The sequence below is a fragment of the Streptomyces silaceus genome (genome assembly GCF_001419745.1).
Classification (GTDB): domain Bacteria; phylum Actinomycetota; class Actinomycetes; order Streptomycetales; family Streptomycetaceae; genus Streptomyces; species Streptomyces silaceus.
Map to the genome: position 1 here is coordinate 1 of NZ_LIRJ01000302.1, position 26,181 is coordinate 26,181.

A 26,181-nucleotide genomic window follows, 5' to 3' on the forward strand; every position below is an offset into this window, starting at 1 on the left:
TTCTCCCCGCGGGGCGCGGGGGCGGACAGGGGGATCGTGGGCAGGGTGCGACCATGGACGGATGCGTAGAGCGGGTGCGGTGCGAGCGGCGGTCGTGGCGGCGGCCTGCGGTGTCCTTCTGACGTCCTGCGGGGGCGGGAGCGACAACGCGACGACCAAGGATGATCACGGCGGGTCGCAGCGCAAGGAAGCGGACGGCGGGGCCAACGCGCGCGCGGCCGACCTCAAGCGCATCCCCGACGTCGGGGACCGCCTGCAGTCCCAGATCCCCAAGAACTCGCGCCAGGTCGTCGCGGTGTACGGCGACGGCGAGGACTGGGTGAAGTCGACGATCGTCCTCTACACCAAGTCGAGCGCGTCGGACGACACCTGGGAGAAGACCCGCAGCTGGAGCGGGCACAACGGCAAGAAGGGCTGGACCACCGACCACCGGGAGAACGACAAGCGCAGCCCGGTCGGCGTGTTCACGCTGACCGACGCGGGCGGTGTCCTTCCGGATCCGGGCGCCAAGTTGCCGTACACGCAGTCGTCGTCGATGCAGGCCCCGCACTACTGGCCCAAGACCCACTGGCACGACTTCGACTACGTCATCGCCATCGACTACAACCGCGCCAAGGGCACTCCGCCGAACGACCCGACGCGCCCGCAGGGCCAGTCCAAGGGTGGCAGCATCTGGCTGCACATGGACCATGGCAGCGGCACGTCGGGCTGCGTGAGCCTGTCCAAGTCGGGGATGGAGTACCTGCTCCGCACGCTCGACCCGAAGCAGCACCCGGTCGTGGTGATGGGGGACAGGCTGAACCTCAAGGCGTGAGACACGAGGCGTGAGACGCGAGGCAGCCGGTGGCGCGGCCGTCGTCCGCATGCCGGGGCTCGGAAGGTCGACACCATTGCGGTGATCGTCGACTCCCCATAGAAATCCCCCATGAGAAGACGCGTCATGTCCATGCTCGTCGGGGCCACCCTCGCGGCGAGCGCCCTCTTCGGTGCCGGTGCGGGTCCGGCCGCCGCCGACACGCCGCCCGACGAGTTCGGCAACGACTGGCACGACCCGGTCACCGCCGCGCCCCCGGTCCCCAAGCCGCACACCAGGTCCTGCGAAGTGACGGTCGCCGAGGCCCAGTTCAAGGACTTCACGCCCTACAAGGGCGACTACACACCGCCCGACAAGTGCGGCGAGGGCCGCTGGGGCAAGGTGGTCCTCCGTCTGGACGGCAAGGTGAAGGGCAGGCAGTACGACCGCCTCGGCTACCTCCGAATAGGCGGCGTAGAGGTCTTCCGCACGTCCACCCCCGAACCGTCGGTCGACGGCATCACCTGGTCCGTGGAGAAGGACGTCACGCGCTACAGCGAGACGCTGGGCCGCGACCAGCAGGTCGAGATGCTCATCGGCAACGTCGTCAACGAGACGTACACCGGGATCATCGACGTCAAGGCGACGCTGACGTTCTACGCGCAGGAGAAGCGCGGCGCCGCGTCGAACAGGAGCGCCGCCGCGCGGAGTACGAGCAGCAGCGCACCGAGCAAGAACACCCCCGCGACGGTGCCCGACCGCGTGCTCCCGCTCGGTGACGGCACCACCCTCACCACGCCCCGCAACAGCGAACGCATCGTCGCCGAGGTGTACGCCACCGGGTCCGGCGGCGGCTGCGAGGAGTACTGGTACCTGACCGTGCCGGACGCCGCGCCCTACTCCTGCAAGGCGGATCAGGGGCCGTACCGCGAGGTGCAGGTGAAGGTCGACGGCAAGCTCGCGGGCATCGCCGCGCCGTTCCCGACCGTGTGGACCGGCGGCTGGTCCAACCCCTTCCTCTGGTACGTCATTCCGGGGCCCCGCGCCTTCGACATCAAGCCCATCGAGTACGACCTGACGCCGTTCGCGGGCATCCTGAACGACGGTCGACCGCATCAGGTGGAGGTCTCCGTCGTCGGTGTCCCCAAGGCGCAGACCGGTTGGAACGCCCCGGTCAACGTCCTGGTCTGGCAGGACGAGAAGAGGGACCACGTCACGGGCGCGCTGACCCGGCACGAGGAGAGCGACCTCGCCGACAAGGCGACGTACACGCCCGGTTCGGGTGATGAGGCGCACCGGCTCGACACGAAGGGCGGTCACCGGCTCAGCGTCTCCGGCTATGTGAACACCTCGCACGGGCGCGTCGCGACGACCGTGACCCGCACCCTCGCCAACACCTCCGTCCACCGCTGGACCGAGGGCGAGGCGATGGACGCGCTCAAGGCGACCTGGGCGGACCGGGAGACGGTCACCGCCTCGGGCCGGTCCGCGCGCACCGACCGGACGTACACGATGGACGGCACCACGACCCTCGGCGCCGGTGACCGGCTGCGCACCAAGATCTCCCTCGGCGACCGTGCCGAGCACGTCACGGAGCGGGTCACCGGGCACGGTGTCCGGCGCACGGGCCGGTCGGTGCTCGACGACCGCTACGACGGCGACGCGACGTACACCGCGAACGTCCCGCGCGACCAGCGGCACGCCGTGGGCACCTCGCGCGAGCGCTACCGCCTGATCGGCGACCACGGCTGCTACGACCGCACACTGGCCACGGCCCAGGGCACGCTGACGGAGGACAGGCGGCGCTGCTGATCACGTGACCCTCCCCTCTCCCCACCCGGCCCGCGGCAGTCACTGCCGTGGGCCGGCTCGGTTTTGGAGCAAGATCCAAGATTTACGCCGATGTGACACCGAGGTCTTCTGTGCGGGCACGCGTCCGGCCATAGTGGCGGCTCTCGGAAGCTGGAAGTCAACTTCCGTATCCCAGAAGCCACTTCCTTCAGGAGTGCCCGTGCCGCAGTCCGTACCGTCCCTGCCGCGACGCGTCGCACGCACATTGCGTACCTCTCTCTTCGCGCAGGTCGCCTGCGCCCTTGTCATCGGAGTCCTCGTCGGACGCCTGTGGCCCCACGCGGGCACGGCCGTCCAACCGCTCGGCGACGGCTTCGTACGTCTGATCAAGGCCATGATCGCGCCGCTCGTCTTCTGCGTGGTCGTCGCCGGCATCACCAAGGCCGGTGACCTCAAGGCGTTCGGCCGCATCGGCCTGAAGGCCCTCATCTGGTTCGAGGTCGCGACCACGGTCGCCCTCGTCGTCGGCCTGCTCGCGGGGAACCTCGCGGGCCCCGGAGTCGGCATGAACGTCGACCCCGACTCGCTCGACGCCTCCGCAGTCGACGAGAAGACCGGAGGCGGGGAACTGCCCTCGACCAGCGAGTTCCTCCTCCACTCGCTGCCCGACAGCGCCGTCGGCGCGTTCGCGGAGAACTCCCTCCTCCAAGTCCTCGTGCTCTCCTGCCTGGTGGGCGCGGCGCTGCTGCACCTCGGCCACACCAAGGTGCCCGCGATCCTGCCCGCCATCGAGCAGGCGCAGGAGGTCGTCTTCGCGATCGTCGGCTTCATCATGAAGCTGGCGCCGCTCGCCGTGTTCGGTGCCACCGCGCATCTGGTGGGGGAGTACGGTCTGGGCGCCCTGTCGACGTACGGGAAGCTCATAGGGGTCTGTTACGCCGTGGCCCTGCTCTTCCTCGTGCTGCTCGGCCTGGCTCTCAAGGCGCTGACCGGCCTGAGCCTGTGGAAGTTCGTGCGTTACACCCGCGAGGAGATGCTGCTCGCGCTCGGCACGGCGTCCAGCGAGACGGTCATGCCGCGCATGATGCAGAAGCTGCGCCAGGCCGGCTGCCGCGACGACGCCGTGGGCCTGGTCCTGCCGACCGGCTACTCCTTCAACCTCGACGGCGCCTCGATCTATCTCTCCGTCGGTACGTTGTTCATCGCGCAGGCCGTCGGTGTGGACCTGACCATCGGGCAGCAGATCACCGTCGTGCTCGTGCTGATGCTGACCAGCAAGGGCATGGCGGGCGTGCCGGGTTCGGCGTTCCTCGCGCTGTCCGCGACGGCGTCCGCCCTCGGGGTCATTCCGGCGGGGGCGGTCGCGCTGCTGCTCGGCGTGGACCGCATCATGGACGCGATGCGCGTCGCCACGAACCTGCTCGGCAACTGCGTGGCCGTCTTCGTGGTCTCGTGCTGGGAGGGTGCGCTGGACACGGCGCGGGCGAAGAAGGTCCTCGGCGGCGAGATCGCGTTCGTACCGGAGCAGGCCGGGGAGGCCGAGCAGGGCGAGCCGACCGAGCACGCGGCGCGGCAGGGCCGGCAGGAGCGACCGGAGCAGGCCGACGGGCCCGGCCGTGCCGATGATGGCACCGCCGAGCCCGCCGCCTCCAAGCCCCTGACCGGAGCTACGCCTTCGGCTTCTCCGAGTCCACTCCCGGACGCGCCTTCTTCCACAGCCCGCGAGTGAAGTCGGGTATCGCCTGAGGCGCACCCTTCGCCTTGATCGACAGATGGCTCAGCGGCACGGGCGCGGTCCACGTCGCGGCGTCGTACACGTCGAAGTCCGGGACGAGGCCGAGCTGCATGGTCTGCATCAGCCGGAAGATCATGATGTAGTCCATGCCGCCGTGCCCGCCCGGCGGGTTGGAGTGCTCCTTCCACAGCCAGTGGTCGAACTCGGCGGCGTACTTGCCGAAGTCGCCCCACTCGTCGTTCGTGTGGTCCGGCTCGATGTAGATGCGCTCGGGGTAGTCCTCGAAGACGCCCCGCGTGCCGCCGAGGCTGTTGATGCGGCTGTAGGGGTGCGGGGTCGAGACGTCGTGCTCCAGCCGGATCACCCGCCCCTTCGCCGTCTGCACGAGGCTGATGGTGCGGTCGCTCTCGATGTACGTCTCCTTCCAACTCGGGTCGCCCGCCGGCATGTGCTCCTTGCGGTACTCGGCGAGGCCGAGGGCGGGCGTGCCGAAGCTGGAGATGTGTGTGACGCGGTCGCCGCGGTTGACGTCCATGTAGTTGGCCGTCGGACCGAAGCCGTGGTTGGGGTAGAGGTCGCCGCGCAGGCGGGTGTGCCACAGTCGGCGCCACGGCCCCTCGTAGTAGTCGGGGTCGAACATCAGGCCGCGCAGGTCGTGGTTGTACGCGCCCGCCGCGTGCAGCAGATCACCGAACTTGCCGGCGTGCGCCATGCGCAGCACCCGCATCTCGTTCTTGCCGTAACAGCAGTTCTCCAGCTGCATGCAGTGCTTGCGGGTGCGCTCCGACAGGTCCACCAGTTCCCAGAGCTCGTCCAGGCGCAGGGCGATCGGACACTCCACGCCGACGTGCTTGCCGTTCAGCATCGCCGACTTGGCCATGTCGAAGTGGAAGTCCCAGGGCGTGGCCACGTACACGAAGTCGATGTCCTGGCGCTTGCACAGGTTCTCGTAGTCGTGCTCTCCCTTGGTGTACGTCGCTGGGGCGGGCTGCCCGGCGGCCGTGACCTTCTTCGCGGCGGCGGCGGTCTTCTCCTTGACCGGGTCGCAGAGCGCGACGACGCGCACGCCGGGGATCGCGAGGAACAGGTCGATCATGCTGCCGCCGCGGTTGCCGAGCCCGATGATCCCGACGCGGACGGTGGAGCGGCGCTCGAACGGCACGCCGATCATGGTGGCGCCCTTGCGGGCGGGCGCCTTGGCCGTGTCCGGGGCGGCAGCGGCCGCCGCCGGGGCGTCGGCGTGCGCCGTGCCGCCCGCGAACGTGCCGAGTCCGAGTCCCGCGCCGGCGATGCCGGCCGTGCGGAGCACCGCGCGACGCGAGTGGCCGTCTCCCGTCGTGCCCTCGGCGGTGGCGTCGGGGGTGGTTCCGTCAGGGGTCGGTGTCGCGTTCTCGTCGTGCATCGGACCTCCGTAGTTCAATGTCGGCTGGTCTCTACCACTGCGCGCAAGTCACCCTGGTGGGGGCACGCCCGGGGCGCAAGGGACCGAAGTGGTCAGGGAGTTGGACTTCTCGCACCGTCCATGGACTCCCGGGTGGCGCGCGACGCGTGGCTACGACGGAACGCCCCGCCATCGAGGGGAAGAACGCCCGCCCCCGAACGGCAGAACGCCCCGCCCCGAAGGGGCGAGGCGTCGAAGCCACCGGAGAGGTCCCGCAGCGGTCTCGCAGCGGTCCCGGATACGTCCCGCAGAGATCTCGCAGAGATCCCGCAGCGGTCCCAGAGAGGTCAGGGACGCGTCGCACGCTCCAGTTCCAGCAGGACGGAGTAGTAGCCGCGTCCCGTCGCATGGTCCATGCCGACCTCGCACATGCGGTTCGCCGACAGATGCGCGTCGTAGGAGCGGGCGGTGACCTCCTCGGCCTCCTTGCGGGTGGCCGACTCCGTGAGCTCCTTGTGGAGCATGCCGCGGTCGCCCGCGAAGGCGCAGCACCCCGCGTCGTCCGGCACGACCACCTCGTCGGCGCAGGCCTCGGCGACGGCGCGCAGCCGGTCCTCGTCGTCGAGGTGCCGCATGGAACACGTGGGGTGCAGTACGGCGGAGCCGATCGTGCGGTGGACGGTCAGATGGGGGAGCAGTTCGTCGGCGGCCCAGACGATCGAGTCGACGATCGTCAGCTCCCGATGCAGCGCGCGGTTGTCGTCGGTCAGATACGGCACGACCTCATGCGCGATGCCGAGCGTGCAGGACGAGGCGTCGACGACCAGCGGCAGCCGCCCGCCCGCCGTCCAGCCCCAGGCCGCCTCGACGATGCGATTGGCCATCACCCTGTTCCCGGCGTCGTACCCCTTGGAGTGCCAGATCGTCGCGCAGCACGTCCCCGCCACGTCGTCCGGAATCCACACCGGCTTGCCCGCGCGCGAGGAGACGGCGACGACGGCCTGCGCGAGGGAGCGGTCGCCGGGGCCGCCGAAGATGCGGTTGACGCACGCCGGGTAGTAGACGGCGGCGGCGCCCACGCGCGACGTGCGCGGCAGCTTGCGGGCGGCGGCGCCGGGGATCTGCGGCAGCCACTCCGGTACGAGGTCGGGGCGCACGGCCTTGCGGGCGGCGCGGGTCACCGCGGTCAGCAGCCGGTCGCCGATCCGGTCGGCGGCGGCCACCGCGAGCCGCGCGGAGGCCTCGACGGCCTTGAAGTTCTTGGCCGCGAGCGCCGCAGCCCTCTCCTCGCGCGCCGAGTGGCGCGCGTGCCGGAAGTCCTTCATCAGGGCACCCGTGTCGATGCCGACCGGACAGGCCAGCTTGCAGGTCGAGTCGCCCGCGCAGGTGTCCACGGCGTCGTAGCCGTACGCCTCGACGAGGCCGTCCTCGACGGGGGAGCCGACGGGCTGGCGCATCATCTCGCGGCGCAGCACGATGCGCTGGCGCGGTGTCGTGGTCAAGTCCTCGCTGGGGCAGGTGGGTTCGCAGAAGCCGCACTCGATGCACGGGTCGGCGATCGACTCCACCTTGGGGATGGTCTTGAGGCCGCGCAGATGCGCCTTCGGGTCGCGGTCGAGGACGATGCGCGGCGCGAGCACTCCGTCCGGGTCGATGACCTGCTTGGTGCGCCACATCAACTCCGTGGCCTTCGGTCCCCATTCGAGCTCAAGGAAGGGCGCGATGTTGCGGCCGGTGGCGTGCTCGGCCTTGAGGGAGCCGTCGAAGCGCTCCACGGTCAGCCGGCAGAAGTCGTCCATGAAGGCGGCGTAGCGCTCCACGTCCGAGGGGACCGCCGCGTCGAAGGCGAGCAGGAAGTGCAGATTGCCGTGGGCGGCGTGACCGGCGACGGCGGCATCGAAGCCGTGCCGCGTCTGGAGGGCGAGCAGCGCCTCGCAGGCCTCGGCGAGGCGCCCCGGAGGGACCGCGAAGTCCTCGGTGATCAGCGTCGTGCCCGAGGGGCGTGAGCCGCCGACGGCCGTGACGAACGCCTTGCGCGCCTTCCAGTAGCCGCCGATCGTCTTCGCGTCGCGGGTGAAGGCGTTGGTGACCGACGGGACGGGCGCGACCAGGTCGAGCCCGTCGAGCGCCGTGGCCGCGGCGGCTTCGTACGCCTCCTGCGCGGCCTCGTCCGGGGCGCGGAACTCCACCAGGAGCGCGGCCGTCGCCTTCGGCAGGTCGGCCCAGTCGGCGGGCACCCCCTTGACGCTGACCGAGGCGCGCAGAGTGTTGCCGTCCATCAGCTCCACGGCGAGCGCGCCCGCCGCGTTGAACACCGGCACGGCCGCGGCGGCCGCGGGGAGCGAGGGGAAGAAGAGCAGGGCGGTGCTGGTGCGCCGGTCCAGCGGCAGGGTGTCGAAGACGACCTCGGAGATGAAGCCGAAGGTGCCCTCGGAGCCGACCATGAGCCCGCGCAGGATCTCCACGGGGGTCGTGCCGTCGAGGAAGGCGTCCAGGCGATAGCCGTTGGTGTTCTTGATCTCGTACTTGGCACGGATACGGGAGACCAGGTCGGCGTCCGCCTCGATCTCGCGCTTGATCGCCAGCAGGCCCTCGCACAGGGCGGGTTCGGCGTGGGCCAGTCGATCGTCGGCGTCCGGTTCGGCCGTGTCCACGACCGTCCCGGTGGGCAGGACGAAGGTCAGCGAGGCGAGGGTGCGGTAGGAGTTGCGGGTGGTGCCGGCGGTCATGCCGGAGGCGTTGTTCGCGACGACGCCGCCGAGGGTGCAGGCGATGGCGCTCGCGGGGTCGGGGCCGAGCACCCGGCCGTACCGGGCGAGGGTGGCGTTGGCGCGCACGACCGTCGTCCCGGGCCCGATGCGTGCCCGCTCGCCCTCGCCGAGCACCTCGATGCCCGACCAGTGCTTGCGCACGTCGACCAGGATGTCCTCGCCCTGGGCCTGGCCGTTCAGGGACGTTCCCGCGGCGCGGAAGACGACCTCGCGGCCCCTGCCGTGCGCGTACGACAGGACGGCCGAGACGTCGTCGATGTCCTCGGGGACGACCACGACCTGCGGTACGAAGCGGTAGGGGCTTGCGTCCGAGGCGTAGCGCACCAGGTCGGATACGTGCGTGAGGACCTTGTCCGCGCCGAGGAGCGCGGTCAGCTCGGAGCGCAGGGGCTCCGGTGTGCCCAGGGCCTGCCGGTCGGGCACGCGGTCGGGTGACGGTCCCTCCGTGCGCGACGTGGGGCGCAGGGCGTCCGGATCGGGCTCCAGCAGGGGCATGGCTCTCCCTCGACGGGTGTCAGCAACGACCTCCGGGGCCGTCGACCAGGGCGGACAGCAGGCCGCCGAGCACCTCGCGCTGTTCGGCGGTCAGTGGAGCCAGGATGTCCTCTGCGGCGGCCCGGCGCGCGCTGCGCAGCTTTTTCAGCGCGTCCTGCCCCGCGTCGGTGAGTTCGATCCGGATCACCCGGCGATTGCTCGGGTCCGGCACGCGCCGCACCAGACCGCCCGACTCCAGGCCGTCGACCAGGCTCGTCACGGCGCGCGGGACCACTTCGAGGCGCTGGGCGAGATCGGCCATGCGCGGCGGGGCCTCGTAGTGCGCGAGGGTGCGCAGCAGCCGGGACTGGGCCGGGGTGACGCCCACCGGCTCCAGATGGCGCTTCTGGATGCGGTGCAGCCTGCGGGTGAGCCGCAGCAACTGTTCGGCGAGGGGGCCGTCGGTGTCCGGGGTGGTCATGCCGGGAACATTATCAGGACCTTGTGCATTGTGAACATAGGTAACAGTGAGCTATGCTCCCTGAGTCCTTCATCGTCCCGCTCGTATGCGTCCGATCGCACGTCGCGCACGGAACACGGAGTGCGCATCGATCAGGAGCGGCGCATCCGACTCGGATCGCGCACCGGACACGGCGCGCACCGAACACGCAGTACGCATCCGCCCGCGGGATGCGCCTCCCGGTCCCCGGCGCGCATCCCACCGGCCCGCACCCCGTAGGAGCCCATGCATCACGACGAACCGACCTGGACGCCGCCGCCCCAGGCCCCCGACCAGGAACCGCCGCGCCAGCTGCGCCGCATCCTCCGCCTCTTCCGTCCCTACCGAGGTCGCCTCGCGCTCGTGGGCCTGCTGGTCTGCGCCGCGTCCCTCGTCTCGGTCGCCACACCCTTCCTCCTGAAGGAGATCCTCGACACCGCCCTGCCGCAGGGGCGCACCGGGCTGCTCAGCCTGCTGGCGCTCGGCATGATCCTCAGCGCGGTCGTCACGAGCGTCTTCGGCGTCCTGCAGACGCTGATCAGCACGTCCGTCGGGCAGCGCGTCATGCACGACCTGCGCACGGCCGTGTACGGCCGGCTGCAGAGCATGTCCCTGGCCTTCTTCACCCGCACCCGCACGGGCGAGGTCCAGTCCCGCATCGCCAACGACATCGGCGGCATGCAGGCGACCGTGACCTCCACGGCCACCTCGCTCGTCTCCAACCTCACGAGCGTGATCGCGACCGTCGTCGCCATGCTCGCCCTCGACTGGCGCCTGACCGTCGTCTCACTGCTCCTGCTGCCGGTCTTCGTGTGGATCAGCCGCCGTGTCGGCCGCGAGCGCAAGAAGATCGCCACGGAGCGGCAGAAGCAGATGGCCGTCATGGCCGCGACCGTCACCGAGTCGCTCTCCGTGAGCGGCATCGTCCTCGGCCGCACGATGGGCCGCGCCGACTCCCTCACCACGTCCTTCGCCGCCGAGTCCGAGCGGCTCGTCGACCTGGAGATCCGGTCGAACATGGCGGGCCGCTGGCGCATGGCCGTCATCACGATCGTCATGGCCGCCATGCCCGCCGTCATCTACTGGACCGCGGGCCTCGCCTTCCAGCTGGGCGGGCCGACCGTCTCCATCGGCACGCTCGTCGCCTTCGTCTCGCTCCAGCAGGGCCTGTTCCGGCCGACCGTCAGCCTGCTCTCCACCGGCGTGCAGATCCAGACCTCGCTCGCGCTCTTCCAGCGCATCTTCGAGTACCTCGACCTGACCGTCGACATCACCGAGCCCGAGAACCCGGTGCGGCTCGACGAGATCAAGGGCGAGATCCGCTTCGAGGACGTCGAGTTCCGCTACGACGAGAAGTCCGGCCCCACCCTCCAGGGCATCGACCTCGCGATACCCGCCGGCGGCAGCCTCGCCGTGGTCGGCCCCACCGGCTCCGGCAAGTCGACCCTCAGCCACCTCGTGCCCCGGCTGTACGACGTCACGGGCGGCCGGGTCACCCTCGACGGCGTCGACGTGCGCGACCTCGACTTCGACACCCTCGCGCGGGCGGTCGGCGTGGTCTCCCAGGAGACGTACCTCTTCCACGCCTCGGTCGCCGAGAACCTCCGCTTCGCCAAGCCCGACGCCACCGACGAGGAACTCGTCACCGCGGCCCGCGCCGCGCAGATCCACGACCACATAGCGTCCCTGCCCGACGGGTACGACACGGTCGTCGGCGAGCGCGGACACCGTTTCTCCGGCGGCGAGAAGCAGCGCCTGGCGATCGCCCGGACCATCCTGCGCGACCCGCCGGTCCTCATCCTCGACGAGGCGACCAGCGCCCTGGACACCCGGACCGAGCGGGCCGTGCAGGAGGCCATCGACGCCCTGTCCGCCGACCGGACCACCCTCACCATCGCCCACCGGCTCTCCACCGTCCGCGGCGCCGACCAGATCGTGGTCCTGGACGCCGGGCGCACCGCCGAGCGCGGCACCCACGAGGAGCTCCTGGCGCGCGACGGCCGCTACGCCGCGCTCGTCCGCAGGGACGCACAGCTGGAGCCGACCGCATGACGACCGGAATGTTTGCATGAAGATATGCCGGTAATGCCCGCATTTGCGGGTTACCGTGCCCGCATGCAGACCAAGACTCCGCGACGGGGCACGATTCGACTGACGCGTCGGGGCCGGATCGCCCTGATCGCCACCGGGGCCGTCGCGGCGGCCACCGCCGTGACGGTGCCGCTGCTGCTCCCCGACGACGACGCACGGCCCGAGACGCTGACCATTCCCGAGGGCTGGCGCTCGGGCCAGGTGTACGCGGCCGTGGACAAGGCGCTCAAGGTGCCCGCGGGCACCACGAAGAAGGCGCTCCCGAAGGCCGACCTCAAACTTCCCGGCGACGCCGGGGGCAACCCCGAGGGGTATCTCTTCCCGGCGACGTACCCGATCAGTTCCCAGTCGACGCCGGCGTCCGTCCTGTCGTACATGGTGAACACCGCGAACAAGAAGTTCGGCGGCGGCCAGGTCACGGCGGGCGCCGACCGCAATGCCGTGAACGTCTACCAGACCGTCACCATCGCCAGCATGATCGAGGCCGAGGCGGGCACGAAGGCCGACATGGGCAAGGTGGCCCGGGTCATCTACAACCGTCTCGACCGGGGCATGCCCCTCCAGATGGACTCCACCATCAACTACGCGCTGAACCGCTCCACGCTGGCCACCAGCGGGCGCGACACGAAGATCAGCAGCCCGTACAACACCTACGCGCGCATGGGCCTGCCGCCCACCCCGATCGGCAACCCCGGCGAAGAGGCGATGCGCGCGGCGACCAGTCCGACGGCAGGGGACTGGCTGTACTTCGTGACCGTGAAACCGGGGGACACCCGTTTCACCGCCAGCTTCGAGGAACACCAGAAGAACGTCGCGGAGTTCAACAAGACCCACCCCAAGTAGGCTCCCGAGCAGGCCCACTCCGAGGCCCGCTGCCCTTTCCGGCGCCCCTTCCCCTTTCTGGTCGGCCTCCTCTTGACCTCGACCGCGGTTCAGGTACGACGCTGTGCTCCGACCGCATCGCAGCAGCGCTCAGGAGGAGCCGACCATGACCACGACGACCCCCGAGGCCTTCCCCGACGTCCGGCGCGCGGACGCCGGGACGATCCTCGTCAGCTCCTGGATCGTGCCCGCACCGGAGGTCCAGCGGCAGGCCGCGGACCTCGTCATCGAGGGCTGGGAGCAGGAGGACCGCCCCGACGCGATGCTCTCCCTCACCACGTTCCTGAGCGTGGACGGCACCGAGGTCCTCAACCACGCGCAGTGGACGGACGACGACTCCCACCTCGCCTGGGCCCGCGCCCGGCGCCCCCAGGGCATCAGCGAGGTCGACCGGATCGTCCCGGGCATCGAGCGCCCCCGCCTCGTGCGCTACGCGCTGCACCGCAGCTACGCACCCGAGGAGAGCGCGGGCCGCACGCCCGGAGTGCTGGTCACCCCCACGTTCGAGACCGAGGGCCCCGACAGCCAGCGCGCGCTCGCCGACGCCGTCGTCGGGATCCTGGAGCGGCTCGGGCCCGACGGGCTGCTCGGGGCCCACTTCCTCGTGAGCAAGGACGGCCGGCGGGTGCTCAACCACGCGGAGTGGGAGGACATGGCGGCCTGGCGGCGCTTCGCCCAGGACGGCGGCACCAATGAACTGCGCACGGTCATCGGCACCTTGGAGGGTGTCACCCCCGTGCACGCCCGTCTCGACGTGCCACGCTACTTCCCGCACAAGAGCCTGGTGAACATCCCCGCGCCCTGAGCCGGGAGGGCGGCCCCGGCCTCTTGTGCCGGGCGGGGCGGCACGAGACGCTGGCATGCGCTCCGCGCCGCACCACGGGCAACGACCGCACCGCGCACCGCACATGATCCGACCCCACCCCTGGTCAACGAAAGGTTCAGGTGCACCGGGAATGAGAATGCCCTCCCGTCGGCGGCCGGCAGCGGTGCTGCTGCCCGCCGCTCTGCTGGCCGCAGGACTCCAGCTCGGCGTCGCCCCTTCCGTCACCCACGCGGCTTCCGGCGGCTCCGCCGGGGACGTGCGGCTCGCGAGCGGCTCCGAGACCGCCGTGCCGGACGGCTGGATCGTCGTACTGAAAGGCGACCGCTCGGCAGCGGCCGCCGACGCCGCGCCCTCCGTGGCGCGCGAGCTCGTCGGTCGGGCCGAAGGAGCGCGGCTCGGGCACGTGTACCGGGCGGCGCTGCACGGCTTCTCCGCCCGGATGAGCCGGGCGCAGGCGGAGCGCCTCGCGACGGACCCCCGCGTCGCCTACGTACGGCAGGACACCCGCGTCAGCATCGACACTCCTCAGGCCGTGCGGCCCGCGGCGGACACCACGCAGCCCAACGCGCCCTGGGGCCTCGACCGCATCGACCAGCGGCGCCTCCCCCTGTCCACCACGTACACCTACCGCACCACCGCCCCCGGTGTGAGCGTGTACGTCATCGACACCGGCCTGCGGACCACGCACGCGGAGTTCGGCGGCCGTGCCTCGGTCGGCGTCGACACCGTCGGCGACGGCCAGAACGGCAACGACTGCAACGGCCACGGCACTCACGTGGGCGGCGTCGCGGCGGGCAAGACGTACGGGGTGGCCAAGCAGGCCAAGCTGGTGGCGGTGCGCGTGCTGAACTGCCAGGGCTCGGGCACCACGTCGGGGGTCGTCGCCGGCATCGACTGGGTGACGAAGAACGCGAAGCGGCCCGCCGTCGCGAACATGAGCCTCGGTGGCGGGGCCAGCCAGGTCCTCGACACGGCGGTGCGCAACTCGATCTCGTCCGGCGTCACCTACACCGTCTCGGCGGGCAGCTCCGGTCAGTCCGGCGGCGCCTGCGACACCTCGCCCTCCCGGGTACCGGAGACGATCGGCGTCGGCGCCACTGACAGCGGCGACCGTCGGGCGTCGTCGTCCAACTACGGTGCGTGTGTCTCCTTGTTCGCGCCCGGTGTGCAGATCCCGTCCGCCTGGAAGGACAGTGACACCTCCAGCACGACGCTGAGCGGCACGTCGATGGCCACGGCGCACGTGGCCGGCGCGGCGGCGCTCCACCTGGCCTTCCGGCCGACGGACACGCCGGCCCAGGTGAAGAAGGGGCTCGTCGACAACGCCACCACGGGTGCGCTGCAGGGCACCCCGCCGGTCACGCCCGACAAGCTCCTCTACACCCTCTACCTGCCCTGAGGAGCTGGTGGGGGGCGTCGCGTCACACCGTGACCGGCGCCTCCGCCAGCAGCCGCTGGATCTCGCGCACCGCCGCGCGGCCCGCGCGATTGGCACCGATGGTGGACGCCGAGGGGCCGTAGCCGACCAGGTGGACGCGCGGGTCGGCGGCGGCGCGGGTGCCCTCCATGCGGATGCCGCCGCCCGGCTCCCGCAGCCGCAGCGGCGCGAGGTGGTCGATCGCCGCGCGGAAGCCCGTCGCCCAGAGGATGACGTCCGCGTCCACCTTTCGGCCGTCGTCCCACTCCACGCCCGTCGGGGTGATCCGGTCGAACATCGGGAGCCGGTCGAGGACACCGTCGGCCCGCGCCCGCCGGATCGCGTCGTTCACCGGCAGGCCGGTCACCGACACCACGCTGCGCGGCGGCAGACCCTGGCGGACGCGCTCCTCGACCATGGCGACGGCCGAACGCCCCCAGTTCTCGTCGAAGGCGCCGTCGCGGAACACCGGTTCGCTCCGGGTGACCCAGGTGGTCGAGGCCGCGTGGGGGGCGATCTCCATGAGGTGCTGCGTGCCGGACGCGCCACCGCCCACGACGATCACCCGCTGACCGGCGAACGCCTCGGGGCCGGGATAGATCGCCGTGTGCAGCTGCCGCCCCCGGAACGTGTCCTGGCCCGGATAGCGCGGCCAGAACGGCCGGTCCCAGGTGCCCGTGGCGTTGATCAGCGCGCGTGTCGACCACGTGCCCGCCGAGGTCTCGACGAGCAGCCTGCCCCCGTCGCCCTCCCGGACCTTGTGCACGTCGACGGGGCGGCGCACCCGCAGGTCGAAGCGGCGCTCGTACTCCTCGAAGTACTCCCCGATGACCTCCGACGACGGCCGGGCGGGGTCCGCGTCCGTCAGCTCCATGCCGGGCAGCGCGTGCATCCCGTGGACCTTCGCGTACGTGAGGGAAGGCCACCGGAACTGCCAGGCGCCGCCGGGCCGGGGCGCGTGGTCGAGGACCACGAAGTCCCGGCCCGGCTCGAAACCGACCCGTCGCAGGTGATGGGCGGCGGACAGACCCGCCTGCCCGGCCCCCACGACGACCACGTCGACGTCCTGTGTCGCCGCCGCGGCGGCTGCGTCTCGTACCCCGATGTCGTTCACGCTTCTACTAACTCCGTCGGGGTGCGAGATCTTCCCGCCCGGGGCGGGGATTCAGCGGCCCCCGGCCACCAGCAGCGGAGCACCGCCCGGAGCGGAGGCCGGACGGCCGTTCGCCGCGGGTACCCCGGCGAGCGGAGCCGCCGGGATCCGGGGCAGCAGGCCCCGCGCGGCCAGGTCGGGGATGACGCCCTCCCCGAACCAGTACGCCTCCTCCAGATGCGGATAGCCCGACAGCACGAAGTGCTCGACGCCGAGCGCGTGGTACTCCTCGATGCGGTCGGCCACATCGGCGTGGCTGCCGACCAGGGCCGTGCCCGCGCCGCCCCGCACGAGACCGACGCCCGCCCACAGGTTGGGCGAGATCTCCAGCTTGTCGCGGGAGCCGCCGTGCAGCGCGAGCATCCGCTGCTGGCCCACCGACTCGCTGCGGCCGAGCGCCTCCTGGGCCGCGGCGATGGTGTCGGGGTCGAGGTCGTCGAGCAGCCGGTTCGCGGTCGCCCACGCCTCGGCGGACGAGTCGCGGGAGATCGTGTGCAACCGGATGCCGAAGCGGACCGTGCGCCCCTCCTTCTCCGCGAGCTCCCGGATCCAGTCGATCTTCCGCTTGACCTGCTCCGGAGGCTCGCCCCAGGTGAGATAGACGTCGGTGTGCCGCGCCGCGACCGGACCGGCCGCCGCCGAGGAGCCGCCGAAGAAGATCTCCGGCAGCGGGTCCGGCGGCAGTGCGGTCAGCCCGCCCTCGACCTGGTAGTGCTCCCCGTCGAAGTCGTACGGCTGCCCGCTCCACACCCCGCGTACGACCGAGAGGAACTCGTCGGTGCGCGCGTAACGGCGGTCGTGGTCCAAGTGGTCGCCGAACCGCCGCTGTTCGGTCGAGTCGCCGCCGGTGACCACGTTGAGCAGGAGCCGCCCGCGCGTGATGCGCTGGTACGTCGCCGCCATCTGCGCGGCGAGCACCGGCGAGATCACGCCGGGACGGAAGGCCACGAGGAACTTCAGCCGCTCGGTGTGCTGGGCGAGTGCCACCGTCGTCAGCCAGGCGTCCTCGCACCACGTGCCCGTCGGCGTGAGCACCGCCTCGAAGCCCAGCTGCTCGGCCGCCTTGGCTATCTGCGCCAGGTACTCGATGTCGGGCGCGCGCACGCCGCTCACCGGGGTGACGCGGGAGCGCGTGATGCCGCCGTCGGTGTAGGCGTGCCGGTCGACGAGGGTGCGGCCGTCGCCGCCCGTCGGCAGGAACCAGTGGAGGTGGACGGTCATGGTTCAGGACTCCTTGCTGTACGAGCGCGGCTTGGTGGTGGAGGGCGGCAGGTCGGCGTTGAAACGGGTGTCGACGTAGTCGCCGAAGTCGACGCGGCGCGGGATCAGCTTCAGGTCGGTGAAGGTGTCCGCGATCTGCTGCTCGGAGGTGATGACGTTCTTGTCCACGGCCACCGGGACGCGGGTGCCGTTGGTGCGCTTGACCGCGTCGAGCGCCACCTCGTACGGCAGGCCGGTGTCCTTCGCCCAGACCTTCGCCCACGCCTCCGGGTGCTTGTAGACCCAGTCCTGCGCACGGCGCAGCCGCTTGAGGTAGTCGTCGATCGCCGCGGACTTCTTCTTGTCCTTGAGCGCGGCGGGCGCCGCCACCTGGAAGCTCAGGCCGTTCACCACGCCGTTGCCGTCCGTCAGCACACGGCCCTTCTTCGCCCGCAGGACCTGCGAGGTGTACGGGTCCCAGACGGCCCACGCGTCCACCTTGCCGCCGGTGAACGCGGCCAGCGCGTCGGCCGGCTGCAGGTACGTGACCTTGACGTCCTTGAAGTCGAGCCCGGCCTCCTTCAGGGACGCGATCAGCTGGAAGTGCGCCGACGAACCCTGGGCCACCGCCACGGACCTGCCCTTGAGGTCCTCGGTCTTCTTCAGGGACGAGCCGTTGGGGACGAGGATCGTCTCGCCGTCCGCCGTGCCGTGGCTCGCGGCCACCACGGAGATCTTCGAGTCCGCGCCCGCCGCGAAGACGGGCGGGGTGTTGCCGACGGCCCCGACGTCGACGGCCTTGGCGTTGACCGCCTCCAGGAGCGGCGGCCCCGAGGTGAAGGTCGACCAGCGGATCTTGTAGTTGAGGTCGTCGAGCTCCCCGGCCGCGCGCAGCACGGCCTCGGAACCGCCTTTCTGGTCACCGACGTTGAGGGTGAGCGACCCCTTTCCGTCGGTACCGCCGCCCGAGCCGCCGACCGAGGTGCCGGCGGAGGAGGTACCGGAGCAGGCGGCGAGCAGCAGGGCCAGGGGGACGAGCAGGGCGGCGGGGACGAGATGTGGTCGTCGCATGGGGTTCCGTTCGGTGCGATCGGGGCGGGGCGGGGAGAGGACGGGGATGTCAGGCGGTGGCTTCGGTGAGCTTCTTGGCGGCGGGTACGGGCTCGGCCGCGGGAACCTCGGAGGACCGGGCGTCGTGCGCGTCGCTCTCGGGCGTCTCGACCCCGAGCCGCTGGAGCAGTTCCGCGCGCAGCTCGGCGAAGCGCGGGTCGGAGATCCCGCGGGGGCGGTCCAGATCGATCTCCTTCTCGTACGCGATGACGCCGTCGTCCATGACGAGCACGCGGTCGGCGAGCAGCACCGCCTCCTCCACGTCGTGCGTCACGAGCAGCACGGCGCAGCCGCGCCGCTGCCACAGCTCGTCGACGAGCCGCTGCGCCTTGATCCGGGTGAGCGCGTCGAGCGCGCCGAACGGCTCGTCGAGCAGCAGCAGATCGGGCTCGCGCACCAGCGCGCGGGCCAGCGAGGCGCGCTGGGCCTCGCCGCCGGAGAGCGTCTTGGGCCAGGCGTTCGTGCGGTGCTTGAGCCCCACCTCGGCCAGGGCCTGCTCGGCGACGTCCCGGTCGGGCCTGCCCGGCAGGCCGAGCAGCACATTGCGCCACACGCGCTTCCAGGGCATCAGCCGGGGCGCCTGGAACGCGACGGCCTTGCGGCGGGGCACGAGCACGGTGCCCTCGATGTCGCGGTCGAGCCCGGCGAGGATGCGCAGGAGCGTCGACTTGCCGCAGCCGCTGCGTCCGAGCAGCGCCACGAACTCGCCCTGCCGCACGTCGAGGTGCAGGTCCTCGATGACGGCGCGGCCGTCGAAGGAACGGGTGAGGCCGTCGACGCGCACGGCGGACGACGTGCGCGGAGCGGGGGTCACCGGCCGGTGAACGTCGGTCGCCATTGCAGCAGCAGCCTTTCGAGGGTACGGACGACGAAGTCGGCGAGGAGGCCGAGGAAGGCGTAGACGATCAGGCAGACCACGATCACGTCGGTGCGCAGGAAGTCGCGGGCCTGCACCATCAGGAAGCCGATGCCGGCGTCGGCGTTGACCTGCTCGGCGAAGACGAGGGCGAGCCAGGCGATGCCCAGCGAGTAGCGGAGCCCCGTCATGGCGCCGGGCAACGCGCCCGGCAGGACGACGTGCCGCACGAGCCCCCACCGCGACAGGCCGAGCGACTCCCCGGCCTCGATCAAATGGGCGTCGACGCCCCGGATCCCGGCGTACACGTTCAGATAGAGGGGGAAGGAGACGCCGAGCGCGATGATGGCGATCTTGGGTGCCTCGCCGATGCCGAACCAGATGATGAAGAGCGGGATGAGTCCCACGAACGGCACGGTGCGCAGCATCTGCACCCCGGCGTCCACGAGGTCCTCGCCGATGCGGAAGAGCCCGGACACGAGCGCGAGCGCCGTGCCGATGACGGTGCCGACGAGCAGCCCGACGGCGACGCGCTGGAGCGAGACACCCATGGCGGACGGCAGGGAGCCGTCCTGGACGAGGTCGCCCCCGACCTGGGCGATGGTCCCGGGGGAGGCGAGCACATCACTGGTCAACACGCCGGTGGCGCTGAGGAGTTGCCAGAGCGCGAGCAGGAGGAGGGGGCCGGAGGTGCGGCGCAGCCAGCGGGGGACGCGGGCGCGGCGGCTGGAGGCGGGGACGAGTGCTTCGAGCGCGGGGCCGGTCCCGGCGGCTTCTTCGGCGGGAGGGGCCGACCCGTTGCCGGACGCGGCCGCTTCACCGGATATGTCGGAGATATCGGGTGACGGTGGGTGTGGCGGGGCATGGCTGATGCTCATGGGCGCTCCACGGCTGGAGGGGAGGGGGTGCCCCGGCAGACGGCGACGTGCTGCGGCGCGCTTCAGCGGCGCTCGGACATGCGGATCAGAGGGCCCGCAAGGAGGATGCGCGAGAGCGACGGCGAAGCGACGAGGGGAAGCGCCGGAACTGCCGGAGAGGAGTGAAGAACGAGTGAGAGGGCGTCAGCGGCCGCGGCGACACGCGGAGGAGGCCACCCGCAGCAGGTCGATGTGACCGCGCGTGGTGAGCAGGGCTGAACGCAACATGCCGCTGAACGTAGCCAGATGGTGTGCACACGGTCAATGGCGTCTCGGCAGCTGGACTCCCCGTATCGCCGAATGGGAAGCGGGGTGCGGGAGGATGGGGGCATGCCCGACGCGTTCACCACCCGGACCCTGCAGATCACCACCGGCTCGGCCGAGGTGGTCCACGACCTCACCCGCGACTGCGAGGCCTTCCTGCGGGAAGCGGCGGCCGGCCGCGACGGCCTCCTCAACGTCTTCGTCCCGCACGCCACGGCCGGCATCGCCGTCCTGGAGACGGGGGCGGGCAGCGACGACGACCTGCTCGCCACGCTGCACACGCTCCTCCCGGCGGACGACCGCTGGCAGCACCGGCACGGCAGCCCCGGGCACGGCCGCGACCACGTCCTGCCGGCCCTGGTCCCGCCGCACGCGACGCTGCCGGTCATCGGCGGCCGGCTGGAACTGGGGACCTGGCAGTCGGTGTGCCTGGTCGACACGAACGTCGACAATCCCCGCCGGGAGGTGCGGCTGTCGTTCCTCGGGTGACGGCCGGCCCGAGCGCCGCGACGGCGGTGCTGCCCGGCTCGTCGGAACCGCCGTGATTCTTTGCGTCCGGGCAGACGGGCCCGGACGGCAGGCCTAGCCTGGTGTCGGGCCGGCCGGGGGCCCTCGGGGCGGTCGCCGCCCGTCCGGATGGTGGCGGTCGAAGGGGCGTGAGGAGCGAGGCTCCCCCTGTACGGCTCCTCACGCGGTGCCCTCCGGGAGGAGGACGCGGGAGGTTCGCTCCACCAGAGGGCGGGGCTGGGGCCGTGTTGTCGGTGATGCGGCTCCAGCGGCACACCCCGGGTCTCAGGCCGCCGGGCCGCAGTCCGGGCACAGCCCCCGATAGGTCACCTCGGCCGCCGAGACCGTGAAGCCGAACCGCTCGGCGGGCGGCAGCGCGGAGAGCGGGTCGCCCGTCGGGTGCACGTCGCGGATCGCGCCGCAGCCCGAGCAGACCAGGTGCTGATGGGGGTGGTGGGCGTTCGGGTCGTACCGCTTGGCGCGACCGCCGGTGGCCACCTCGATGACCTCGCCGAGCGTGACCAGCTCGCCGAGGGTGTTGTAGACGGTCGCCCGCGAGATCTCCGGCAGCCGGGCGGTGGCCTGGGCGAGCACCTCGTCCGCGGTGAGGTGCACGTGGTCGCCGTCGAGCACCTCGGCGACCACGCGGCGCTGGGCGGTCATCCGCCAGCCGCGTCCGCGGAGCCGTTGCAGCAGGTCACTCATGGCCACCAGCCTAACTTTTGCGTCGTCCGACGAATGATTCCGTCCGGGCCTGTCGGTCGTATTGACTTGGATTTCGTCCATCGTAGGATCGGTTCCGGCCGACAGCCAAGGGACAGGGACAGAGCAACATCAGGGAAGAGCACGTGAGTTCGGGAAGCTACGTGAGTTCAGGGGGCGGGTCCGTGCGGCCCGGCATCCGTCGCCCGGCTGTCGGGCGGCCGTTTTCTCTCCCTCACGCCGCGTCTGCGCTCCTCCGCCGCGACCTGGTGCACCGGTCGTACGGTGGCCCTGTGTCCTGGCTGTTCCACCGTCCTCAGAGCACCTGAGCACCGTGATCCGCCCCGTCCGGAAGGATTCCCATGACCGAGAACCACGACGCGATCGTCACCGACCCGAAGCCTGAGGAGACAGGCGGCTGCCCGGTCGCGCACGGACGCGCGGCGCACCCCACCCAGGGCGGCGGAAACCGCCAGTGGTGGCCGGAGCGACTCAACCTGAAGATCCTCGCCAAGAACCCCGCCGTGGCCAACCCGCTCGGTGAGGAGTTCGACTACGCCGAGGCCTTCAACGCCCTCGACCTCCCGGCCGTCAAGCGCGACATCGCCGAGGTGCTCACCACCTCGCAGGACTGGTGGCCCGCCGACTTCGGCAACTACGGCCCGCTGATGATCCGCATGGCCTGGCACAGCGCCGGCACCTACCGCATCAGCGACGGCCGCGGCGGCGCCGGCGGCGGTCAGCAGCGTTTCGCCCCGCTCAACAGCTGGCCGGACAACGCGAGCCTCGACAAGGCCCGCCGTCTGCTGTGGCCGGTCAAGAAGAAGTACGGCCAGTCCATCTCCTGGGCCGACCTGTTCGTCCTCACCGGCAACGTCGCCCTGGAGACCATGGGCTTCACGACCTTCGGCTTCGCCGGCGGCCGCGTGGACGAGTGGGAGCCCGACGAGGACGTCTACTGGGGCCCCGAGACCGAGTGGCTCGGCGACGCCCGCTACACCGGCGACCGCGAGCTGGAGAACCCCCTCGCCGCCGTCCAGATGGGTCTCATCTACGTCAACCCCGAGGGCCCCAACGGCAACCCGGACCCGATCGCCGCGGCCCGTGACATCCGCGAGACGTTCCGCCGCATGGCGATGAACGACGAGGAGACCGTCGCGCTGATCGCCGGTGGCCACACCTTCGGCAAGACCCACGGCGCGGGCCCGGCGGACAGCGTCGGCGACGACCCCGAGGCCGCGCCGCTGGAGCAGATGGGCCTCGGCTGGAAGAGCACGTACAACACGGGCGTGGGCAAGGACGCCATCACCTCCGGCCTGGAGGTGACCTGGACCGAGACGCCCACCAAGTGGAGCAACCTCTTCTTCAAGAACCTCTTCGAGTACGAGTACGAGCTCACCCAGAGCCCGGCCGGTGCCAACCAGTGGGTCGCGAAGAATGCCGAGGCGATCATCCCGGACGCGTTCGACGCGTCGAAGAAGCACCTGCCGACGATGCTCACCACCGACCTTTCGCTGCGCTTCGACCCGATCTACGAGCCGATCTCGCGCCGGTTCTACGAGAACCCGGAGGAGTTCGCGGACGCCTTCGCCCGTGCCTGGTACAAGCTGACGCACCGTGACATGGGCCCCGTCGTCCGCTACCTCGGCCCGGAGGTCCCCTCCGAGGAGCTGCTGTGGCAGGACCCGCTGCCCGCCCGTGAGGGCGAGCTGATCGACGCCGCGGACATCGCCTCCCTCAAGGAGCAGGTCCTCGGCTCGGACCTCACGGTCCCGCAGCTCGTCTCCGCCGCGTGGGCCGCCGCCTCGTCCTTCCGCGGCAGCGACAAGCGCGGCGGTGCCAACGGCGCCCGCATCCGCCTGGAGCCGCAGCGCGGCTGGGAGGTCAACAACCCCGACGAGCTCGCGCACGTGCTGCGTACGCTCGAGGGCATCCAGGAGTCCTTCAACTCCGCGGGCGGCAAGAAGGTCTCGCTGGCCGACCTGATCGTGCTCGCCGGCACCGCGGCCGTCGAGCAGGCCGCCAAGGACGGCGGCGTCGAGATCCAGGCCCGCTTCACGCCGGGCCGTGTGGACGCCGCGCAGGAGCAGACGGACGTGGAGTCGTTCGCCGCGCTCGAGCCGACCGCCGACGGCTTCCGCAACTACGTCGGCAAGGGCAACCGCCTGCCGGCCGAGTTCCTGCTGCTCGACAAGGCGAACCTGCTGACGCTGAGCGCGCCCGAGCTGACGGTCCTCGTCGGCGGCCTGCGCGTCCTCGGCGCCAACCACGCCGGGTCCAAGCACGGTGTCCTGACCGACCGGCCGGGCACGCTGACGAACGACTTCTTCGTCAACCTGCTCGACCTGGACACGCAGTGGAAGTCGACGTCCGAGGCGCAGGACGAGTTCGAGGGCCGCGACGCCTCCGGCGCGGTCAAGTGGACCGGCACGCGCGCCGACCTGGTCTTCGGCTCGAACTCCGAACTGCGCGCCGTCGCCGAGGTCTACGCGAGCGACGACGCGAAGGAGAAGTTCGTGAAGGACTTCGTCGCCGCCTGGACCAAGGTCATGGAACTGGACCGGTTCGACCTCGTCCGAGGGTCCTGAGCACGCTGTCCGGGTCGGCCCCGCGGGGCCGACCCGGACGCCCCTCACCGGCATCGGCGGGCGGTCATCCGATGTCGACCACGCGCGCCCAGGAGGGCGGCGCGTCCGGCACGTAGTCGGGGTCGTCCTCGTCGTACGCGGCGGACGACCGCCCCCGGGGGAACAGACCCACCACCGTCCGGCACGGCGGACGGCGCTCCGGCCACGGCGTCTGCCCGTCGGTCAGGGCCACGACGACGTCGGGGCGCGGCCGGGACCGCAGCGCCTCGGCGAAACCCGTCCGCAGATCCGTGCCCCCGCCGCCCACCAGCGGAATGCCCTCGGTCCGGCACAGCGGACGCACGGTGCCCGCCGCCGCGTCGCACGACATGACGGTGACCAGATCACGGCGTCCGCCCACGGTACGGGAGATCGCGGTGACCTCCAGGAGCGCGCTGCCCAGCTCCGCGTCGCTGACCGAACCGGAGGTGTCGATGATCACGCAGACCCGCGGGGGAGTGCGCCGCAGGCTCGGCAGGACGACGCCGGGCACGGACGCCGAGCGCCGCGACGGCCTGCCGTACGTGTAGTCCTCGCCGACACCGGGAGCGCACGCCGCCGACCGCATGGCCGCCCCCAGCAGCTCCCGCCACGGCTGCGTCGGATGGAACGCCTGCTCCGCCCACCGCTGCCACCCCTTCGGGGCGTCGCCCGGCCGCGCGGTGATCCCCTGCGCGACCCGGAACCGGATCCCGTCCCGCTCCTGCGCACTGAGCCCGTGCGCGCCGTCCGGCCCCTGGTCCCACTCCCGCTCCCGGCCGTCGGCACCGCTGCCGCAGTCCAGCCACGCGAGATCCTGGGTGTGCGGGCCGAGCCGGAACTGCCGCAGGTAGTCCTCCATGAGTTCCCCGGTCGGCAGGTCCAGGTCCCTCGGGGCGACGGCGCCCTCCGGCCGTACGAGGCCGTCGCCGAACACGTCGTCGTTGATCTCGCAGTCCGCGGCGATGTTCATCCGCAGCCGTTCCGCCGCGCCGGTCAGACCGCGTTGGCGCGCGACCCGGTCGCTGCGCCCGTGGTGGTCGCGCAGCAGGTGCGACACCTCGTGCACCCAGACGCCCGCCAGCTCCTCCACCGGCGTCCGGTCCACGAAACCGGGGGAGACGTAACAGCGCCAGTGCCGGTCCACGGCCATCGTCGGCACCTGCCGGGACTCGACGGTGTGCAGGGCGAACAGGGCCGTCGCCAGGTAGGGCCGGGCCCTGGCCGCCTGCAGCCGGGCGGCGAAGAGCTTGTCGAGGTCCAGGGACCCCGGCCGGTCCGCGCTCATCGGCGGCCCCGTGCGCCGACCGCGGGACGGGCGTGCGCGCGCCGGGCGGCACGGTCCGCTCGCCGGGAGAGGGACACCGTCCCGGCGAGCCGCTCGATCGATGCCGGGACGTCCCAGTCCTCGCGGCGCAGCGAGGCGAGCGTGGTCGCGGGCACGACGACCAGGTCCGGGGCGCCGGTCTCCACGGCCCGGACCAGCAGCGCCCACGCCGCGTCCCAGCGGGACTTGTCCGGGCGGTCGCGCACGACGTCCACGACGGCGTCGAGCGCGGCCTGGCGCAGATCGCCGCGCTCGGGCAGGACGGCGTTCGCCGGGTCGGCGAGCAGTTCCTCGGGGTCGGGCAGGTCCAACCGGTCGAGCGCGGCGAGGAGTTCGAGGCCGGGACCATCGCCCACGGTCCCCCGGACCAGCAGCGAGAGCACATCGCGTGAGGAGCCCGCGGCGGTCGCGAAGGCGATCAGGCGCAGCGCCGTCTCCCAGCTGCGCGGCGACGGCCAGGCACCGCCCCGGCGTGCCTCGCTGTCGGGCAACTGGTGGACCAGCCGGGGGCGTCGCGCGAGGAGACCGCACACGGCGCGGCGGCCCCGCTCCACCGCCTCGGGCAGTCTCTCCCGGGCGAGCCGGGGGAGCGTGGCGCGGGGCCAGGTCCCGCCGAGACCGCGTACGACGACGTCGTGGTCGTGCGTCCACTTGAGATGCACGAACCGGTTGGCCAGGGGAGGACTCAGCTCCCAGCCGTCGGCCGCCGAGGAGCGCGGGTTGGCGGCGGCCACGATCCGTACGTCGGGCGGCAGTTGAAGGGCGCCGATCCGCCGTTCGAGGACGAGGCGGAGCAGGGCGGCCTGCACGGCGGGCGGCGCGGTGGACAGCTCGTCCAGGAACAGCAGCCCGCGGCCGGCCCGCCGTGCAGGCCGCCCT

Annotated in this window: 21 protein-coding genes; 9 read left to right on the forward strand and 12 right to left on the reverse strand. The window is 71.7% G+C overall.

Going from position 1 to position 26,181, the window contains the following annotated elements; translation table 11 throughout:
- Window positions 1–61 precede the first annotated feature (61 nt).
- The 3 genes from AOK22_RS26200 to AOK22_RS26210 all read left to right on the forward strand — a co-directional run bounded on the left by AOK22_RS26200 (window position 62) and on the right by AOK22_RS26210 (window position 4,313).
- Window positions 62–814, forward strand: a complete 753-nt coding sequence (locus AOK22_RS26200) for a L,D-transpeptidase family protein (RefSeq protein ID WP_055701177.1) — start codon at window positions 62–64, stop codon at window positions 812–814.
- 111 nt (window positions 815–925) lie between these two features.
- Complete coding sequence (locus AOK22_RS26205) at window positions 926–2,605, forward strand: peptide-N4-asparagine amidase (protein ID WP_208606445.1); 1,680 nt, start codon at window positions 926–928, stop codon at window positions 2,603–2,605.
- Window positions 2,606–2,804: 199 nt separating this feature from the next.
- Window positions 2,805–4,313 (forward strand): cation:dicarboxylate symporter family transporter, encoded by a 1,509-nt coding sequence (locus AOK22_RS26210; protein WP_055701179.1) that lies wholly within the window; start codon window positions 2,805–2,807, stop codon window positions 4,311–4,313.
- Here the strand turns inward: AOK22_RS26210 and AOK22_RS26215 are convergent.
- The 3 genes from AOK22_RS26215 to AOK22_RS26225 form a co-directional block, all read right to left on the reverse strand.
- Entirely contained in the window at window positions 4,252–5,721 is a 1,470-nt protein-coding gene (locus tag AOK22_RS26215; protein WP_055701180.1) for a Gfo/Idh/MocA family protein, read from the reverse strand. The genes AOK22_RS26210 and AOK22_RS26215 overlap by 62 nt on opposite strands.
- 326 nt (window positions 5,722–6,047) lie before the next feature.
- Window positions 6,048–8,966, reverse strand: coding sequence for an FAD-binding and (Fe-S)-binding domain-containing protein (locus AOK22_RS26220; RefSeq protein WP_055701181.1), 2,919 nt, complete (start codon window positions 8,964–8,966; stop codon window positions 6,048–6,050).
- A gap of 19 nt (window positions 8,967–8,985) precedes the next feature.
- The gene (locus tag AOK22_RS26225; protein ID WP_055701182.1) at window positions 8,986–9,426 is read right to left on the reverse strand and encodes a MarR family winged helix-turn-helix transcriptional regulator; all 441 of its coding nucleotides are present in this window, start codon (window positions 9,424–9,426) and stop codon (window positions 8,986–8,988) included.
- 264 nt (window positions 9,427–9,690) lie between these two features.
- Between AOK22_RS26225 and AOK22_RS26230 the strand changes: the two genes are divergently transcribed.
- The 4 genes from AOK22_RS26230 to AOK22_RS26245 all read left to right on the forward strand — a co-directional run bounded on the left by AOK22_RS26230 (window position 9,691) and on the right by AOK22_RS26245 (window position 14,642).
- Entirely contained in the window at window positions 9,691–11,496 is a 1,806-nt protein-coding gene (locus AOK22_RS26230) for an ABC transporter ATP-binding protein (protein ID WP_055701183.1), read from the forward strand.
- A gap of 63 nt (window positions 11,497–11,559) precedes the next feature.
- Window positions 11,560–12,378, forward strand: coding sequence for an endolytic transglycosylase MltG (gene mltG, locus AOK22_RS26235; protein WP_055701184.1), 819 nt, complete (start codon window positions 11,560–11,562; stop codon window positions 12,376–12,378).
- A 145-nt stretch (window positions 12,379–12,523) separates the two neighbouring features.
- Entirely contained in the window at window positions 12,524–13,222 is a 699-nt protein-coding gene (locus tag AOK22_RS26240; RefSeq protein WP_055701185.1) for an antibiotic biosynthesis monooxygenase, read from the forward strand.
- Between the two features lie 151 nt (window positions 13,223–13,373).
- Window positions 13,374–14,642, forward strand: a complete 1,269-nt coding sequence (locus AOK22_RS26245) for a S8 family peptidase (protein WP_055701186.1) — start codon at window positions 13,374–13,376, stop codon at window positions 14,640–14,642.
- Window positions 14,643–14,664: 22 nt separating this feature from the next.
- On the opposite strand, the gene AOK22_RS26250 is transcribed toward AOK22_RS26245, so the two are convergent.
- The 6 genes from AOK22_RS26250 to AOK22_RS44035 form a co-directional block, all read right to left on the reverse strand.
- Window positions 14,665–15,774 carry an NAD(P)-binding domain-containing protein gene (locus tag AOK22_RS26250; protein WP_055701187.1) on the reverse strand — a complete coding sequence of 370 codons (1,110 nt, stop codon included), beginning with the start codon at window positions 15,772–15,774 and terminating at the stop codon, window positions 14,665–14,667.
- Window positions 15,775–15,825: 51 nt separating this feature from the next.
- Window positions 15,826–17,034, reverse strand: coding sequence for an LLM class flavin-dependent oxidoreductase (locus tag AOK22_RS26255; protein ID WP_055701188.1), 1,209 nt, complete (start codon window positions 17,032–17,034; stop codon window positions 15,826–15,828).
- Between the two features lie 3 nt (window positions 17,035–17,037).
- Window positions 17,038–18,084: an ABC transporter substrate-binding protein gene (locus AOK22_RS26260; RefSeq protein WP_055701189.1), complete on the reverse strand. Its 1,047-nt coding sequence runs from the start codon at window positions 18,082–18,084 to the stop codon at window positions 17,038–17,040.
- 49 nt (window positions 18,085–18,133) lie between these two features.
- Window positions 18,134–18,961 carry an ABC transporter ATP-binding protein gene (locus tag AOK22_RS26265; protein WP_079036816.1) on the reverse strand — a complete coding sequence of 276 codons (828 nt, stop codon included), beginning with the start codon at window positions 18,959–18,961 and terminating at the stop codon, window positions 18,134–18,136.
- Entirely contained in the window at window positions 18,934–19,857 is a 924-nt protein-coding gene (locus AOK22_RS26270; RefSeq protein WP_055701190.1) for an ABC transporter permease, read from the reverse strand. Before AOK22_RS26270 ends, AOK22_RS26265 begins: the two co-directional genes overlap by 28 nt.
- Window positions 19,858–20,040: 183 nt before the next feature.
- Window positions 20,041–20,124 carry a putative leader peptide gene (locus tag AOK22_RS44035; RefSeq protein ID WP_362638461.1) on the reverse strand — a complete coding sequence of 28 codons (84 nt, stop codon included), beginning with the start codon at window positions 20,122–20,124 and terminating at the stop codon, window positions 20,041–20,043.
- Between the two features lie 102 nt (window positions 20,125–20,226).
- On the opposite strand from AOK22_RS44035, the gene AOK22_RS26275 reads away from it, so the two are divergent.
- Window positions 20,227–20,649, forward strand: coding sequence for a secondary thiamine-phosphate synthase enzyme YjbQ (locus AOK22_RS26275; protein ID WP_055701191.1), 423 nt, complete (start codon window positions 20,227–20,229; stop codon window positions 20,647–20,649).
- Window positions 20,650–20,952: 303 nt separating this feature from the next.
- On the opposite strand, the gene AOK22_RS26280 is transcribed toward AOK22_RS26275, so the two are convergent.
- Entirely contained in the window at window positions 20,953–21,372 is a 420-nt protein-coding gene (locus AOK22_RS26280; protein WP_055701195.1) for a Fur family transcriptional regulator, read from the reverse strand.
- Window positions 21,373–21,731: 359 nt separating this feature from the next.
- Between AOK22_RS26280 and katG the strand changes: the two genes are divergently transcribed.
- Window positions 21,732–23,957, forward strand: coding sequence for a catalase/peroxidase HPI (gene katG / locus AOK22_RS26285; RefSeq protein WP_055701192.1), 2,226 nt, complete (start codon window positions 21,732–21,734; stop codon window positions 23,955–23,957).
- Between the two features lie 64 nt (window positions 23,958–24,021).
- Here the strand turns inward: katG and AOK22_RS26290 are convergent, their stop codons facing one another.
- Both AOK22_RS26290 and AOK22_RS26295 read right to left on the reverse strand, forming a co-directional pair.
- The gene (locus AOK22_RS26290) at window positions 24,022–25,263 is read right to left on the reverse strand and encodes a vWA domain-containing protein (protein WP_055701193.1); all 1,242 of its coding nucleotides are present in this window, start codon (window positions 25,261–25,263) and stop codon (window positions 24,022–24,024) included.
- On the reverse strand, window positions 25,260–26,181 hold a 922-nt coding region (locus AOK22_RS26295; RefSeq protein ID WP_055701194.1), incomplete at its 5' end, for a sigma 54-interacting transcriptional regulator. The genes AOK22_RS26290 and AOK22_RS26295, both read right to left, overlap by 4 nt.